This window comes from Candidatus Binatus sp. (genome assembly GCF_030646925.1).
In the GTDB taxonomy this organism is placed as follows: Bacteria; Desulfobacterota; Binatia; order Binatales; family Binataceae; genus Binatus.
Genome location: NZ_JAUSKL010000058.1, coordinates 42695 through 59164, shown reverse-complemented (window position 1 = coordinate 59164; position 16470 = coordinate 42695). Strand labels below are relative to the sequence as shown.

Genomic DNA, 16470 nt, shown 5'->3' with positions numbered 1-16470 from the left:
CCGAGATGCTGAAGTTATTCAAATTGATCGAGCGCAACATGCGCCGCAATCTCGCGCGAACGATCCTCACCATGCTGACGATCGCGCTCGCCACCTTTATCTACACGATCCTGATTTGCGTTCCCGCGTCGATGGACAAGGTGGTCAATGACGCGTCGGGCACGCTGCGATTGATCATCAATAACAAGACTGCGCCGTGGCAGGATCTGCCGGCGCGCTATTGCGACGACATCATCAAGATGCCGGGCGCGGCGGCGTGCGTCGGAATCACCGGATGGTTCGCGACCTGGCGAAGCCCGAGCGAGCCGGTTTTCTGCGCCGCGGCGGGTCCCGAAATTTCGGCGGTGTTTCCCGACTACGAGATGACGGACGAACAGCGAATCGCGACGCGCAAGGAGCGGCGCTCGGCGATCGTCGGCGAAGTCCTGATGCGCAAATACGGCTGGAAGATCGGCCAGCAGGTGACGCTGCGCGGGACCGACGCCGATCACATGGAGATGACTTTCATCATCATGGGACTGATGAAGTCCAAGCGGTACCCGAACACGTTTTTGATTCGCCGCGACTACCTGATGGAAGCGCGCAAGGCGCACGGCGGCTACGACGAGGATATCGCGTGGAATATCATCGTGCGCGCCGACAGCGCGGAAGCATTGGCGCCGCTCGCCAAACAAATCGATGAACGCTTCGCGAATTCCGACTACGAGACGCGCACCTCGACCGAGAGCGATGCACTCGCGTCGGGCCTGTCGGCGCTGGGCAACGTGCGCGGGATCATCTTTGCGCTGTGCGCGGTGGTGATCCTGACGGTGCTGCTGATCGCGGCGAATTCGACCGCGATGATGGTGCGCGATCGTATCGGCGAGGTCGCGATCATGCGCGCGCTGGGATTTCCGCGGAGCAGCGTCGCGAGCCTGCTGTTCGGCGAGTGCGCGATTCTCGGCCTGGCCGGCGGCCTGCTTGGCGCGATCCCGGCGCTGTGGATGTTCTCGGGCGGCGTGACTTTAGGCGCGGTGCTCAGCGGCAACGGCGCGCTCTGGGTGACACCGCGGCAAGCATTGAGCGCGGTGATCGCGGCGCTGCTGGTGAGTATCGGCAGCGGACTGATACCGATCGCGGCGGCGATCAGGATTCCGCCGGCGATGGCGTTCCGCAAAGTGGTCTGAAGCCGCGCTGGCACTGAAGTCCGGAAGGCGCCGGCAGCAGCATCGCCGTCGCCAGAGTAGTTGCCCTTTCTCATTTTCGCCGTGCGAATGGGAGCGTAAGGGGTGATTCCGATTCGGTACAATCTGCGGAGCGTGGTCCAGCGGCGGGCGACGTCGCTGATGACGATTCTCGGCGTCGCGCTGGTGGCGATGATCTTCGTCATCCTGTTCGGCTTTATCGGCGGCTTGCAGCGGACGCTGCTCAACGCAGGCGGCGCGGAGAATTGGATCGTAACCAGACGCGCCGCTCCCGACGAAACCTCGAGTTACATCTCACACGAGCAGATGGAAATTCTGCGCGTGCGTCCCGAGATTGCGCAAAGCAGCACTGGAGCAGCGCTGATGTCCCCCGAAATTTTCGCCGGCGTGAATATCAGCCCCAACAAGCGGGTGAAGGAATTCGCGTTGCTGCGCGGCGTCGCGCCGATTGCCTACCAGGTGCATCGCAACATGCGGCTTGTCGAGGGGCGATGGCCTAAGCGCGGCGATGGCGAGTGGGTGATCGGACAGAAACTGCGCGCGCGAAATCCGACGCTCGCGGCGGGCACGAATTTTCATTTTGGGCGGCGCACCTGGAATATCGTCGGCACGTTCGCGGACAACGATAGCGCCCGCGAATCGGAAATCTGGACCGACGGCGAAGATCTGCGCGTCAATTTCCAGAACCGGGACCAGGGCGCCAACTCGATTCATGTCGTGCTGAAGCCGGCGAGCAGCGATTCCTTCCAGCAGGCGCTGAAGAGCGACGGGCGGATGCCGCTCGATGCGATCACCGAAACCGATTACTACGCGGCGCAATCCAAAGTAGCTAATCAACTGAGGTCGCTCGGACTGATCGTCGCGCTCGCACTGGCTATTGGCGCAATCTTCGGCGGCATGAACACGATGTACACCGCGGTCGCGCGCCGCCAGCGCGAAATCGGCGTGCTGAGGGCCGTCGGCTTCACCCGCCGCGACATCCTCGGCAGCTTCGTGATCGAGAGCGCGATCCTGGGAATTGCCGGCGGCGTCGTTGGCAGCGTGCTGGCGATCATCGTCGCGCGCGCGACCGGATTGAACAGCCGACTGATGAACGTGGGCATCACGTATTTCTCGTATCACGCTTCGGCCGGCGCGATTTTCGCCGGCATGATCGCCGCGATTGCGATTGGCGTCGTGGGCGGCCTGATGCCGGCGTGGCGGGCCGCACGAATCGGCGTGATCGAATCGCTCCGAGGTGTCTGATGGCGCTGAAGCTGTTCATCATGGCGCTCAGAAATCTGTGGCGGCAGCCGCGTCGCACGATCCTGACCGGGCTGACATTCGCGGTCGCAGTATTCATCTTCACGGTGCTCATCGCGGTGCCGGCCTCGATGGATCTGATCGCCGAGGATGCGTCCCGCGGGATACGGCTGATTGTGACCGAGCGCAATAACAACTCGCTGCCGGTAAAATATTGCGCCGCGATCAGGAAGATACCGCACGTTCTCGGTTGCTCGCCGCAAATCCAGTGGACGGGTATCTATCGCGATCTGCGCGATCCGATCACGACGACCGGAATCACCAACGACATTTACACGGTCACCGGCAGCAGCGATTACTCCCCGCCCCCCGCGATCGCGAAGCAGCTTGCGAACGATCGGCGCGGCGCTTTGATCGGCAGCGTCCTGATGCGGGAGCATCATTGGAAAATCGGCCAGCCAATCACGCTCAGGAATCCATCGGACGGGAAGATGACGCTGACCTTTATTCCGATGGCTGAGCTGCCGACGATCTACCTGTCGCGGATTTTTTTCTTCAATCGCCAGTTGCTCGATGACGCGGTGAAAAATGCCTACGGCGAGAATATCCAGAATGTCGCGGGCTTCATGTCGGTGCGCGTCGATCGCGCCGAGAATTTGGGGCTGGTGGCGAATCAGATCGATGAGAACTTTCACAACTCGGAGGCCGAGACTCAATCCGTCACCGAGTCGGACACGCTCGCGAACTATGTATCGGCAATCGGCGACGTGCGGACGATCATCTATAGCCTCTGCATCGTCGTGTTGCTGACGATGCTGCTAATCGCGGCGAACTCGATGGCGATGATGGTGCGCGATCGCGTCGGCGAAGTTGCGGTGATGCGCGCGATTGGATTCACGCAGGTCCATGCCGCATCGCTGATGCTATGCGAAGCGGCGATGATCGGCGTGAGTGGCGCGGCGATCGGTGCGGCGCTCGCGCTCTGGTACTTCGGCGCCGGCATGACGCTGGGTGCGCTGACAGGCGCGCTTGGTTACGTAGCGGTGCGGCCGGAGACTGCGATCGAGGCGATACTGATCGCGTTCATCGTCAGTCTCGCGGCGGCGATCGTGCCGGTGATCAACGCGGCGCGGATCGCGCCGGCGCTGGCCTTCCGCAAAGTGGTCTGAAGCCCGACGACACTCGGCGCGCTGGGCAAGGCAATCTCAGGAGCGGTTAGCTCGCCGCGAGCTTGCGCGACGGATCGTCGAACTCGCGCTCCAGCCGCTCGATATCGCTCGGCGAGAGGCTGAAGTACTTCGCCTCCGGATGATGGAACACGACGGCGCTCACCGCGCTTTCAGGATCCATCATGAATCCTTCCGTCAGCTTCACGCCAAGTCCGTTCTTGTCCACTTCGAGCAGCCGGAATAATTGTTCCTGATCTTCGAGTCGCGGGCAGGCCGGATAGCCGAACGAAAACCGCTTGCCGTGATAGTGCCCCCGGAACAGATCCTTCTTCGTGAGCCCCGGCGGATCGCTGAATCCCCACATCTGCCGAATCTTCATGTGCAGCAGCTCTGCGAATGCCTCCGCACCCTCGAGCGCGAGCACCTGGAGGACATGCGAGCGCAGATATTCGCCGTCGTTCTTCCATTGCTCGGCCAGCGCGCGCACGCCGGCGCCGACCGTCGTGATGTACATGCAGAGGTAGTCCGTCTGGCCGGAGCCGCGCGGCGCGACGTAATCCGCCAGACACAGATGCGGCGCATCGCTTTGCCGGCCGAACGTAAACGATTCGAGCACCGTGTTGCCGTCGGCCGAATAGATCATCACGGAGCGATCGCCGTCGGATTGGGCCGGAAAAAATTTGTAGATCGCGTTGGCCGTGATGTCTTTGCGACCGAGCATCGTTTCCGTGACCGATTCGACCACCGCGCGCAACTCGAGCGCTTTCGGATCGCCGCTCGCGAGCGCCTGCTCCGCGTTTTTCAGCCCCAGATGCCGGCTGTAGAGCATCGCCGGATTCACGTAGCGCAGGATCTCGCCGAGGTCGTAGTCCCGCAGTACGTGAATTTTGAGATCAGGCGGTTTCGGAATCTCGATATCGCGCCGCACGGTTGCCCTGCGCGACGCCGCCTCGGGCGACGCGTCCACGACCTTCGGCGCGCTCTCGACGATTTTTCTCGATTGCTCCGCGAGCACGTGTTTCAGCGACTCGCGCCGCTCGTAATCCATGATCTGATTCGCGAGGTCCAGCCCCGACATCGCGTCATTCGCGTACGCCACCAGCCCGTCATACTCAGGCGCGATTTTTAGCCGAGTGAATCGATTCGAGAGCGCGGCGCCGCCCACCAGGATCGGACAATCGATACCCGCCGTCTTCAAATCCTGCGCCGTGATCACCATCATCTGCGCCGATTTGACGAGCAGCCCGGAAAGACCGATCGCGTCCGGCTGATGCTCGCGAAATGCCCTAATCAGTTCCTCCGGCGGAACCTTGATCCCGAGATTCACGATCTTGTAGCCGTTGTTGCCGAGGATGATCTCGACCAAATTCTTGCCGATATCGTGAACGTCGCCCTTGACCGTCGCGAGAATGATCTTGCCCTTGTTCGCACTCTCCGAGGTCTTCATGTGCGGCTCGAGATACGCGACCGCGGCCTTCATCGCCTCGGCCGATTGCAGCACCTCCGCCACGATCATTTGATTGGCGTTGAACAGGCGCCCGACTTCGTCCATCCCCGCCATCAACGGCCCGTTGATGATCTCGAGCGCTCCGCGCGTCGTCAGCGCCTCATCGAGGTCCTCGTACAGCCCGTCCCTCGAACCTTCCAGGATGTAGCGGCCGAGCCGTCCGTCGAGCGGCATCGACTTGCGATCCTCCGCGCTGACTGCACTCTTGCGCGCGCGAAAGTACGCCGCAAACGCCGCAATCGCATCGTCGCCGCGCCACCAGATCAAATCCTCGGCGAGGCGGCGCTCCTCTTCTGGAATCGAGGGATAGCGCTGCAATTTTTCCGAATTGACGATCGCGAGATCGAGCCCCGCCTGCACGCAATGATAGAGCATCACGGCGTTCAGCACTTCGCGTCCCGCTTCCGGGAGCCCAAACGACACGTTCGAGATGCCGAGGATCGTTTTGCATTGCGGCAGCGCTTGCTTGATCAGCCGGATGCCTTCGATCGTCTCGACGCCCGAGCCGATGTAATTCTTGTCGCCGGTGCCGACCGGGAAGACCAGCGGATCGAACACGATATCTTCCGGCTCGACGCCGTATTTCTCGGTCAGCAGCTTATGCGACCGCAGCGCGACTTCGAGCTTGCGCGCGCGCGTGACGGCCTGCGCCTGCTGCTTGTCGTCGTCGATACATCCGACCACCAGCGCGGCGCCGTATCGCCGCGCGAGCGGCACTACTTTCTGAAACCGCTCCTCGCCGTCCTCGAGATTGATCGAGTTGATCAGCGATTTGCCCTGCGTCCGCTTGAGCGATTCTTCGATCACCAGATGATCGGTCGAATCGATCATTAGCGGTACTTTCACTTTCTTCACTTCGATCTCGAGGAACCGCGTGACATCGGCCATCTCGTCGCGATCGGGATCCTGCAGGCAGACGTCGAGGATGTGTGCGCCGCGGCGCACCTGCACCCGGCCCACCTCCGACGCCTCCTCGAACTTGCCGTCGGCGATCAGCCGCTTGAATTTGCGGCTGCCGAGCACGTTGGTCCGCTCGCCGACGATTACCGGCCGCGTATCCGCGTCGATTACCAGCGTCTCGATTCCCGACACTACCGACCGCCTGAGCGTCGAGCGCTCGCGCGGACGCCGTCCCTCGACCGCCTGCACCAGCAGCCGGATATGCTCGGACGTGGTGCCGCAGCATCCGCCGACCAGGTTCACCCAGCCGTTCTCGGCGAATCGCCCAATCTTCCGCGCGAGCATCTCGGGCGTCTCATTGTAGTGCCCTTCTTCGTCGGGGAGGCCGGCGTTCGGTACGCACGCCACGTAAAAGCGCGATATCTCAGACAGCGTGCGCAGATGATCGGTCATGAAGTCGGGACCGGTCGCGCAGTTGAGGCCCATCCACAGAAGATCGCGATGAGCCAGCGACGAATAGAACGCGTCGATATCCTGCCCCGCCAGCAGCGTCCCCATCGTTTCGATCGTGCCCGAGACCGCCACGCCAACGGCGCTGCCAGTCTTGGCGATCGCCTTCTCGATTCCGACCAGCGCCGCCTTGCAGTTCAGCGTGTCGTTGACTGTCTCGACCAGGAGCACATCGACGCCGCCCTCGATCAGCCCCTCGGCCTGGATTCGATACGCGTCGCACATCTGCTCGAAGGTCACGCCGCCTGTGATCGAGATGCTCTTGGTGGTCGGGCCCATCGAGCCCGCGACGAAGCGCGGCTTCTCCGGCGTGCTGAAGCGCTCGGCCTCTTCACGCGCGAGCATCGCCGCGATTCGATTCAGCTCATGCGCATCGGCCTGCAGTCCATACTCGGCGAGCACGATCGGCGTCGAGCCGAAGCTCGCGGTCTCGATAATGTCGGCGCCGACCTCGAGGAAGCCGGCGTGCATCCGGCGGATCAAATCCGGCCGAGTGCGAACGACGTTCTCATTGCATCCTTCAAGTTTGACCCCGCCGTAATCCTCGGCCGACAGGTTCTCGCCCAGAACGAAAGTGCCAAATGCGCCGTCGAGTACCAGGATTCGCTCGGCGAGCAATTCTTTGAGATGCTTGATCCGGTGTAAGTTGGTGGTCATTCTAAAAAGCCCGCGAAACTCTCCGGCGAGCGACCCCATAAGCTATCCTAGCGATGCACCTCAAGCAATTTTGGATTTTTCCGCCAATCCGTCACGCCACTCTTTACCTCGCCCGTTATTTTACGGGAGAGGAGGCCGAGTCGCCGCACGCACGCTAAGCCGACTTCGGGCCGAAGGGCCGAATCGCTCCAGGATAAAGAGATAGGTGAGGGTGCCGGATCGCCGGACAGATCACCTCGCGATGACTGACGCTATCAAAATGCCCAATCCCGGTCGCCTGATACTCGTGACCGGCGGCGCCGGCTTCATCGGCTCGAACCTCGTCGATGCGTTGATTGCCGCGGGGATGCGCGTGCGGGTGATCGACAATCTCGCCACCGGCCGCCGCGACTATCTGAATCCCGGTGCCGAATGGATCGACGCCGACATCCGCGACGCGTGCTCGATCAAGCAGGCCTTCGACGGCGTCGATACGGTATTTCACGTCGCGGCGCTGCCGCGCATCCCGCTGTCGATCGCGCAACCGGTCGAGACCCATATGACGAACGTGGTGGGAACCTTGAACGTCCTGATCGCGGCGCGCGATTCGAAAGTTCGCCGCGTCGTCTATTCGGGCTCGTCGTCGGTTTATGGCGATCAAACGGCGATGCCGCTGCGCGAATCGATGGCGCCGAATCCGCTGAATCCCTACGCGCTGCAAAAGTACGTCGGGGAGCAGTACACGCGGATGTTTCACCGTTTGTTCGCGATGCAGACGCTCACGCTCCGATATTTTAACGTGTACGGACCGCGGATGGCGTCGGAGGGAGCGTACGTCACGGTGATCGCGGCTTTCATGCACGCGCGGCGCGAGGGCCGTCCGCTCGAGATTCACGGCGACGGCGAGCAAACGCGCGATTTCACTCACGTCAGCGACGTCGTCAATGCCAACCTGCTCGCGGCCGACTGCGCGACTGCCGATGGACGCGTGATCAATATCGGGCGCGGCGACAACGTGAGCGTAAATCGCATCGCCGCGATGTTCGGCGGGCCGGTGATCCATCGCGAGGGCCGCGCGGGCGACATGCGCGATACGCTGGCCGATCGCAGCATGGCCGCGGAAGTGCTCGGCTGGTATCCGGCGGTGTCGATCGATGCCGGTCTCTCCGATCTGCTGAAATCGCCGTAGGCGGCCGGCAGAACTACTTGCGCGAATCGAGTCCCATTCTGCGCGCGATGATCACCTTCATGATTTCGTTAGTGCCGGCGTAGATCGATTGCACCGCCGCGTCGGCGTAGTCGGTCGCGACCGGGTACTCCATCATGAAGCCGTAGCCGCCGTGCAGTTGCAGGCAATGCACCGGCCAATGCAATGACCGAGACCTTACTTCGGTAGCTTGCTCTGGCTTATCCAACTGCCCGGCTAAGGGCCTGTTGGCGATAGCCAATCTGGAGGCGGCGGTCGGATGCAGTTGCTGTGCGAGTCAGCTATGCGGCTGCGCGGCGAATGACAAGACCAACACAGCTATCTTCGACCTGAATGCACGCCAGCGCACTGTAGGTATCACGCCCCAGTGCGACGTGAACGACACGCTATGCGGAAAGCAGGGTGCCGCTTCGACGACTGCCTCGTCGTCGGCCCGAGAATGACAACGACAATGAGCTAGTTGCGCGAATTTCAGATTAGCCGCTGGAGCCTGCTATTTTATGGCCGCGGTGTTTGATATCATGCTGACATGCAGTTAGCACTCTCCAGTGCGGGCCCGCCGCGTCCGCAAATGGAGAGACTGAAGTGTCGTCTCGTTTTCATTTCGCTCGCCGTACTTCTGGTATCCTCATCGCTTTGTCTGACGGACCGCTACGGACCGATGGCCGCCGACTCGAGCGATCAACGCAATGTCGTTGCGGACTACCTGAACGGTGCCAGAGAACATTTCCAAGGCGACGATCATCGACAAGTAGTCAAGCAAGCCCTGACCGACATGCTCAATGAGCCGGTCGAGACACTACGCGAGAAACAGTACCCCGATTACGAGATGCACCCCCGCAGATGGCCGGTCACGCTGGTGCTGTCTCATTATTTCGTTCCCAACCCGCCAGAGTTTGAGTTCGAAGGCGAAAGTTTCTTCCGCGACGTGAAGAAGCCGGACGCGCAAAAGGCAATCCGTATGTGGCTCGATTGGATAGATCACGGCGGCGCGAGGGTCGCCGGTTCGACGCACCCGCGCAACGTCGTGGCGGATTATCTCGATGGCGCGGAACAACAGTCGGAGACCGACGATCAGGGCCAAGTAATTAAGCAAGCATTCACCGACATGCTGAATGTGCCGGTCGATAGGCTCCGAAAGAAACGATATCCCGACTACCGGATGCACCCCGACACATGGCCAATCACCGAGGTGCTGTACCGCTATATTGTTCCCGCCGCGCCGGTGCGGTTCGAAGGCGACGAATTTTTCCGCGATGTGAAGCAGCCAGATGCTCAGAAGATAGTCCGTGTATGGCTGGATTACGAAAATCGCGCGCCTGGAACGGAGGGCCCGCCCGGACCGCCACCACTAAACTGCCCACAATGAATTCACGCCCGCCGAGGAGGATCGTTTATGCCAAGATGTAAGCTTCATCCCGGCCGAGAATCAGTAATGGAATACAACCGAGTTGAGTACTGCGCTCGGTGCCAAACTGGAATAACTTTGGCCAGAACTCAGGTGACACGTGATATCGAACCTAAGGACTGCTTCATTCAGTACCACGGTGATGACGAGTGGATGCCAATTATGGGCACTGGCTGCGCTCATTGGCTGGCTCATGAACTACGCACAAAAAAAGGCGCAGCCGACGAACGGTGCTTACTGGGATATACCTATCGCGTTAAGGTACTGATACAAGGACTGACCCCGGTGGAGTTACCTTACGTTCAACAAGGCGATATTTTATGTCAATCCGGCTGAGCATCACACGGGGTTGGTCGTCGGAGTCAGGCCGCATCTGGATCCGTTCGAAACACCGGAAATTACTATACGCCACGACTCAAGCAGACAAGGCGGCGTTGCTGATAACGACTTTGAACATTACTTTCATGGCCAAGGAACCTTCCGCCGCTGACAACCGCTCTCGATTCTGGTCGGCAGATATGGGGACGGGTGCGCGGTTGTGCGAACTACTGTCGTTCCGCGCCGCTGCCGCAGTTCGTCGCTACTTTCTTGAATCCAGTCCCATGCTGCGCGCGATGATCACCTTCATGATTTCGTTAGTGCCGGCGTAGATCGATTGCACCGCCGCGTCGGCGTAGTCGGTCGCGACCGGGTACTCCATCATGAAGCCGTAGCCGCCGTGCAGTTGCAGGCATTGGCTCGAAATCTTTTTCTGCAGGTCGGTGGTCCACCATTTCGCCATGCTGACCTCGGCGACGATTTCGTCGTGGCGAACATGCGCGACCAGCAAACGATCGACAAAGGCCTGGCCGACTTCGACTTCAGTCATCATCTCGGCGAGCTTGAACTGGGTGTTCTGAAACTCGGCGATCGGCTGTCCGAAGGCGCGCCGCTGCTTGCAGTATGCGACCGTATCCTCGACCGTGCGGCGGCAACTGGCTATCGATGCGACGCCAACGCAGAGCCGCTCCTGCTGCAGATTCTGCATCAGCATCTTGAAGCCCTGCCCTTCCTGGCCGAGCAGGTTGGCGACCGGCACGCGGCAATCCTCGAAGAACAGTTCGCTGGTGTCCTGGCCGCGGAGCCCGAGTTTGTCGAGTTTGCGCCCGCGGACGAAGCCGGGACTGGTCGCGTCCACCAGCATCAGGCTGACGCCCTTGTGCGGCGGATTTGCCTTGGGGTCGGTCTTGCAGACGACGATTACAAGGTCGGCGATCTGGCCATTGGAGATAAACGTTTTCGAACCGTTGAGGACGTAGTTGTCGCCGTCGCGGCGCGCGGTCGTCTGCACTGCGGCGAGATCTGATCCGGTGCCCGGCTCGGTCATCGCGATCGCGAGGATGATTTCGCCGCTGATCGTGCCGGGCAGATAGCGCCGCTTCTGTGCCTCGTTGCCGAAGCTCGTGATGTACGGCATGCAGATGTCCGAATGCAGCGACATCATCAGGCCGTGGGCGCGCACCCGCGACATTTCTTCCATCACGATCGCGTCGTAGATGAAATCCACGCCGCCGCCGCCGTATTCAGCGGGCGCGTTGGCGCCGAGGAAGCCGGCCGCGCCCATCTTGCGCCAGCTCTCGCGATCGCTCATGCCGTTGCGATTCCACTGCGCGACCTTCGGCTCGATTTCGGTTTCGACGAAGCGGCGCACCTGGTCGCGAAACATTTCGTGCTCTGCGGTGAAGATATCTCGTCGCATCGATCTGATCCTCGGGTCGCGCGCGATTCCCGCGGGCTGGCGCGGAGCCCGTGAGCGTGCTTGGCCGGCTAGGAGTTTGACTGCGGCTTGTCGTCGACTCCGGCCAGGCGGAGCGCCTTCTGCTTGGCGCCTTTGAGATCGTAGTAGCGGCGCGTCACGATCCTTTGGGCGTAGAGCCCGCCGCCGGCCTGCACGTTGGTGACCGCCTTCCAGCCGCCGTAGGAATCGGCGGTCAAATCGCGAATCGCGTGGAACAAGCGCGCGCGATACTCGCCGTCCACGCCGTTCATCGTCCCCATGTATTTGCGCACCAGCGGTCCGGTGACTTCGTTTTCGAGATCGGCGACTGACGGCGCGGTCAGCACCGATCCGCCCGCGATATCGTGCAGATGGCGCACCATCAGGTTGTAGTTCGCGGCGCCGTGATACTTGCCGGCGTTGGTGTATAGCTCGTCGGGGAACGCGCCTTCGGGCGTCACGTGGCAATTCCCGATCGCGGCCTCGAGCGCCGCGCGCACCAGCGTGGCATGGATGATCATCTCGGAGATCTTCTCCTTGACGTGGCTTTCATTGGCCAGCCCGTTGGCTTCGGCGATCAACTGCGCGAATCCGACCAACTGATCGCCTTCTTCCGCCATCGCCGAGAGTCCGCCGAGCCGCTCCCACAGTCCCAGCGAATGCGCGAAGATAGCTGCCTGCTGGACCTCGCCGTCGAGGAAGATTCGCTCGTTCGGCACAAACACGTTGTCGAAGATCACGAACCCCTCGGGCATGTGGATATTGGCCGAGACCGGGAAGGTGCGGCTGTCGTGATGGCGTGGGGCGAAGGTCGTGTCGATTATCTTGATGCCGGGAGAGTTGACCGGCACGGCGCAGGCGATCGCGTAGCTCTCTTCGCCGGGCTTCATCGCCTTGGTCGGAATCACCATCAGCTCGTGGCACATCGAGGCGCCGGTGATGTGCAGCTTGGCGCCGCGAATGATCACGCCGTCGGGGCGGCGATCGACCACGTGGGTGTAGGCGTCGGGGTCGTCCTGCTTGCCCGGCGGGCGGCTGCGATCGCCCTTGGCGTCCGTGATGCACTCGACGATCCGGATGTCGCGGCGCTGCGCGCCCTGCACGTAATTGCGAATCCGCTCGGCATATTGCGGCAGCTTGTCGGCGATTCGGATCGACGCGGTGGTGAGCGTCATGATCGACTGGTAGGTGACGTTGGCGACGATATCGGCCTCGTGCAGCAGCGGAATCCGGTCGCGCAGCTCGTTCGCCGAATGCGGTATCGCCATCAGCGCGCTGACCGCGCCGGGCTGCGGCGAATAGAAATGATCGTAACCGGCGGCGATTCGTGAGACGCAGGCGCCGAGCAGCGGATGGGTCACGAGATCGCGAACGCGCTCGCCCTCGAAGTAGGTCTCGCGGTTGTCGTTGAGCGATCGCTTGTACTGTTCACCGGTCATCATCGAAGTCATCTCTCCTCGTGTTGGGCAATCGCCGGGCTTGGCGAATCAATCGCCTCCGGCATCCGTGGAAAACTACTCGACTCGACCGCCGCTCGGCAACCGCGGGGTGACGGCCGGGTAGTGTCCTAATTTGACGCCCGCTCGATCAATTCCTCGATCGTCCAAATGTTGATCGCTGATATTGGCCGCCATCGCGGGCGTCATGCGCAGCGTCTTGTGAATGCGGCAGAGATTGTAATGGGCGAAATGCAAGGCGACCGACGCCTTGAGATTTGTCAGCTTCTTGCTGAACGCATTGGTCAGGCGCTTGAAACGCCGATTCTGCATCCTGATCGTCAAATTCTGACGTTCAACATAGCTGGTCGAGATATGGTCAGGATCGGGCGATCCGATTAGTTCCTCGCGCCCGCATTCCACCATGACCGGCGGAGAATAGCGCCCGCGTCCGGTATTCAGTTCGGACGCGAATACTTTGTGAATCTGAGCGTAATCAACATCGCCTTCAAACGCCCGCTTGATCGCGCCGTAGTACGCCACAAAGCCCCATAACACCTAAGTCATGGGCTTGAGCTTGGAAGCTATTCGCGTCGCGTTATTTCTTGACCGGATTTACTTTCGCTGCATCTACGGTCATCGGGCCATCCTTTTCGGCTTTTTGCAAGGCTACCGCAAGAATTGAAACAACTACTGCCGGGACTGGATCGCCGCCCGTTAGCGAAGGTGCGATTGTGTTGCCCATCCCAAGTTGAAAGCCCAACGTCCAAAAGCCTTCATGGAGTCCCTGCTTTTGAACCAGAATTCCGGCAATTTCTTTGTGTGCAAAAACGTATTGGGTTGGCTCAGCCATTAATCTCTCCAGAGGTGACCCATTGCTTCTTCGGCATCTCGACCGGAGCTACTGCCGGAACCAAACCAGCCGGATACATCGACGCGAGATTTGGAGTCACGTTCGTGGCATTCATAATCCACGGACTAACTGGTCCCCATGAAGGATTCCCTGGGCCCCACAAAGCGGTGATCTGAACATAATTCGTCATTTGCACAAAGTTCATTTCTATTTTGTGTGTAATTCTCTCATACAAATTGTCTGCGCCCACCCAAGCCGCGATTGCAGTAACGAGACATTGATTTAAACTGACCCTATCCCGCTCTGCTTTATGTGCTGCTAACCGATGCAATCCTCGTGGAAGTCTGAGCGCGATTTTTCCTCCGTAACCCTGATTCGAGGACGGAGGCGGTATTTCTTGTCCGAGTTCCTGACACGCCTCGATCCACGCCACCGCTGCCTTCTCTAAGTTTTCAAACGCCTCTCCAGCGTTGTCGCCTTGAGAATAACAACCGGGGAATTCTAATACTTCAGCCGAAAATGCGCCGTCTTCCTCAGGAATCAAGATTCTAGCGTAAGGCAACTTCAGATAGTCCTGAGGGCGATTTTTAGCGGAGCTTGCCGTTTGTTGTCGTGATTTTTTGAGTAAGGATTTCTTCATAAGCGTCTAGGTCGCCTTCCAAATCGTCCAAGATATTATTCTTCGTGCCTGGAGCCAACGTTGGATGATTCGGAATCGATAGTGGTCTGCGATCCCCCAATTCTGAGTGAACGTAAGTCGGTTCTTTACCTGTACGATTGTCCGGTTCTCTGCCGATTGCCTTGGCTAGACGCACCATCTCGCGGCTCTTCACGTCTCTTGTTCGCCGCAAATTGCCAACCCGCACCCTCAACCGCCCGACTTGTTTGAGCGTCATGTGATATCACATACGATATTACATACTCCAAATATAGGGACTAATGCAAACAAAATTCAGCTTTCCCACCGTGCAAGAGCCGCTTTTTTAGCAATCTGCGACCGTTTACGCGCAGTTAGCTTCTTTGCACGCGCTTTTCCGCCCTTTAGACCACCGAGTCGCCCGAGCGCGACCGCAGCAGGATTCTTGCCCGCATCCTCGACTGGCAGTTCACCGGCCACGGCGTCTTATGGCGGCGATCTGATTGACATCCGATGGGTTCTGGCGTTTTCTGGAACCGGGCATGTCCCCATGATCTCAGATTCGCGGCACAGGCGCGAGCGTGTAGCAATTTCAAATTAGGACACCATCGACGCCCGCGCGGGAGCGGGCGTGCGTCGGTAAGGATATCCGGTCGAGGCAGTTCTCAGTCAGCTGCCGTTGATCATCTGATCATGGCGACTTCTCGACTCGAACCGCGAAATCCTGAAATTTCGCCGCGGATTCGCGCTTTGCTTTATTCCTGAACGATTGGTATGTGATGTTATTCAAGCCAACACTGGTACGTCCAGACGGACGACCGTAGTTCCGGCACACGGAGGCTCTTAAAGATGAAAGTCGGCGGCGCTGTAATTTTTCAAAACCCAATGAATGAACGCTCGGACGTCGAGGTTTATCAACGCGAGCTGCGAATCGGCGATATGTACGAGCCGCTCGGATTCGATTCGATCTGGAGCGTCGAGCATCATTTCGATGACTACACGATGTGCCCGGACGTCCTGCAATTTCTGACCTACTACGCCGGCCGCACCAAGACGATCCAGCTTGGCTCGATGGTCGTCGTGATGCCGTGGCATGACCCGATGCGGGTTGCCGAGCAAGTCTCCGTCGTCGATCATCAGTCGGGCGGCCGCATGATTCTCGGACTTGGCCGCGGCCTTGCGCGAATCGAGTTCGAAGGCTTCCGCGTTCCGCTTGGCGAATCGCGCGAGCGCTTTATCGAATCAACCGAGATGCTGCTCGCGGGCCTCGAGAAGGGCTACTGCGAGTACGACGGCAAGTATATCAAGCAGCCGCGCCGCGACATCCGGCCCAAGCCGTTCAAGTCGTTCAAGGGCCGCACTTACGCCGCCGCGGTATCGCCCGAATCCTCGCGCATCATGGCGAAGCTCGGCGTCGGCATCCTGATCATCCCGCAGAAGCCGTGGGAAGCGGTCGCGCAGGAACTGGGCGAGTATCGCCAAATCTACAAGCAGGTAAACGGCGGCGAGCCGCTGCCGACGATCGCGGCGGGCTGGACCTTCTGCGACAAGAGCGCCGATCGCGCGCGTGAGATGGCGGTCAAGTATATCGGCGGCTACTGGCAGACGGCGCTGCGCCACTATGAGATGGCGAGCGAGCATTTCGGCAAGGCCAAGGGCTACGAGTACTACGAGCAGATGGCGAAGAGCCTCGGCGGCAACACCGACGCGTCGATCGAGTACTTCCTGAACCTGCAGGTTTGGGGCACGCCTGACATGTGCTTCAACAAGATCGACGAGATTCGGCGGAAGGTCGGCGCCGATCATTACACTGGCGTCTTCAGCTACGCGGGCATGCCGTACGATGACGCGGAGAAGAGCCTGCACCTGTTCGCCAAGGAAGTTATGCCGGAGCTGAAGAAGCTCAACGGCATCAAGGCGGAAGCTGCCTGATTTGTTTTCGTTAGAACAATGAAGCGAAGGGCAGTCCGTGCGATCGGGCTGCCCTTTCGCGTTTATCGACCGAACGTTTGGTAAAACGCGAGT

General features: G+C 60.1%; 13 protein-coding genes and 1 pseudogene. 6 read left to right on the top strand and 8 right to left on the bottom strand.

Annotation, left to right across the window (positions count from 1 at the left end; all coding sequences use genetic code 11):
* The first annotated feature begins 5 nt into the window (after nucleotides 1–5).
* The 3 genes from Q7S58_RS09085 to Q7S58_RS09075 all read left to right on the top strand — a co-directional run bounded on the left by Q7S58_RS09085 (nucleotide 6) and on the right by Q7S58_RS09075 (nucleotide 3595).
* Complete coding sequence (locus Q7S58_RS09085) at nucleotides 6–1166, top strand: ABC transporter permease (protein WP_304823825.1); 1161 nt, start codon at nucleotides 6–8, stop codon at nucleotides 1164–1166.
* Nucleotides 1167–1268: 102 nt separating this feature from the next.
* The gene (locus Q7S58_RS09080) at nucleotides 1269–2429 is read left to right on the top strand and encodes an ABC transporter permease (protein WP_304823822.1); all 1161 of its coding nucleotides are present in this window, start codon (nucleotides 1269–1271) and stop codon (nucleotides 2427–2429) included.
* Nucleotides 2429–3595 (top strand): ABC transporter permease, encoded by a 1167-nt coding sequence (locus tag Q7S58_RS09075; protein ID WP_304823819.1) that lies wholly within the window; start codon nucleotides 2429–2431, stop codon nucleotides 3593–3595. The genes Q7S58_RS09080 and Q7S58_RS09075 overlap by 1 nt, the downstream gene beginning before the upstream one ends.
* Nucleotides 3596–3641: 46 nt before the next feature.
* Here Q7S58_RS09075 and metH read toward each other — a convergent pair whose 3' ends face one another.
* A complete protein-coding gene (metH, locus tag Q7S58_RS09070) occupies nucleotides 3642–7169 on the bottom strand; it encodes a methionine synthase (protein ID WP_304823816.1) in 3528 nt (1175 codons plus the stop codon).
* Between the two features lie 241 nt (nucleotides 7170–7410).
* Between metH and Q7S58_RS09065 the strand changes: the two genes are divergently transcribed.
* On the top strand, nucleotides 7411–8337 hold the full coding sequence (locus Q7S58_RS09065) for an NAD-dependent epimerase/dehydratase family protein (protein ID WP_304823814.1): 927 nt from the start codon (nucleotides 7411–7413) through the stop codon (nucleotides 8335–8337).
* A gap of 13 nt (nucleotides 8338–8350) precedes the next feature.
* Here Q7S58_RS09065 and Q7S58_RS09060 read toward each other — a convergent pair.
* Nucleotides 8351–8575 (bottom strand): annotated as a pseudogene (locus Q7S58_RS09060) (acyl-CoA dehydrogenase family protein); the annotation flags it as partial.
* Between the two features lie 441 nt (nucleotides 8576–9016).
* Between Q7S58_RS09060 and Q7S58_RS09055 the strand changes: the two are divergent.
* Nucleotides 9017–9724, top strand: a complete 708-nt coding sequence (locus Q7S58_RS09055; protein WP_304823808.1) for a hypothetical protein — start codon at nucleotides 9017–9019, stop codon at nucleotides 9722–9724.
* Between the two features lie 619 nt (nucleotides 9725–10343).
* Here Q7S58_RS09055 and Q7S58_RS09050 read toward each other — a convergent pair.
* The 6 genes from Q7S58_RS09050 to Q7S58_RS09025 all read right to left on the bottom strand — a co-directional run bounded on the left by Q7S58_RS09050 (nucleotide 10344) and on the right by Q7S58_RS09025 (nucleotide 14704).
* The gene (locus tag Q7S58_RS09050) at nucleotides 10344–11501 is read right to left on the bottom strand and encodes an acyl-CoA dehydrogenase family protein (RefSeq protein ID WP_304823805.1); all 1158 of its coding nucleotides are present in this window, start codon (nucleotides 11499–11501) and stop codon (nucleotides 10344–10346) included.
* A 68-nt stretch (nucleotides 11502–11569) separates the two neighbouring features.
* Nucleotides 11570–12961, bottom strand: a complete 1392-nt coding sequence (locus Q7S58_RS09045; protein WP_304823802.1) for a 4-hydroxyphenylacetate 3-hydroxylase N-terminal domain-containing protein — start codon at nucleotides 12959–12961, stop codon at nucleotides 11570–11572.
* A 72-nt stretch (nucleotides 12962–13033) separates the two neighbouring features.
* Nucleotides 13034–13498 carry a hypothetical protein gene (locus tag Q7S58_RS09040; protein WP_304823799.1) on the bottom strand — a complete coding sequence of 155 codons (465 nt, stop codon included), beginning with the start codon at nucleotides 13496–13498 and terminating at the stop codon, nucleotides 13034–13036.
* Nucleotides 13499–13553: 55 nt separating this feature from the next.
* Nucleotides 13554–13808 carry a hypothetical protein gene (locus Q7S58_RS09035; protein WP_304823796.1) on the bottom strand — a complete coding sequence of 85 codons (255 nt, stop codon included), beginning with the start codon at nucleotides 13806–13808 and terminating at the stop codon, nucleotides 13554–13556.
* Nucleotides 13801–14448, bottom strand: a complete 648-nt coding sequence (locus Q7S58_RS09030; protein ID WP_304823793.1) for a type II toxin-antitoxin system HicB family antitoxin — start codon at nucleotides 14446–14448, stop codon at nucleotides 13801–13803. Before Q7S58_RS09030 ends, Q7S58_RS09035 begins: the two co-directional genes overlap by 8 nt.
* On the bottom strand, nucleotides 14396–14704 hold the full coding sequence (locus tag Q7S58_RS09025; protein WP_304823790.1) for a type II toxin-antitoxin system HicA family toxin: 309 nt from the start codon (nucleotides 14702–14704) through the stop codon (nucleotides 14396–14398). Before Q7S58_RS09025 ends, Q7S58_RS09030 begins: the two co-directional genes overlap by 53 nt.
* A gap of 590 nt (nucleotides 14705–15294) precedes the next feature.
* Between Q7S58_RS09025 and Q7S58_RS09020 the strand changes: the two genes are divergently transcribed.
* Complete coding sequence (locus Q7S58_RS09020; protein ID WP_304823787.1) at nucleotides 15295–16377, top strand: LLM class flavin-dependent oxidoreductase; 1083 nt, start codon at nucleotides 15295–15297, stop codon at nucleotides 16375–16377.
* The last annotated feature ends 93 nt before the right edge of the window (nucleotides 16378–16470 follow it).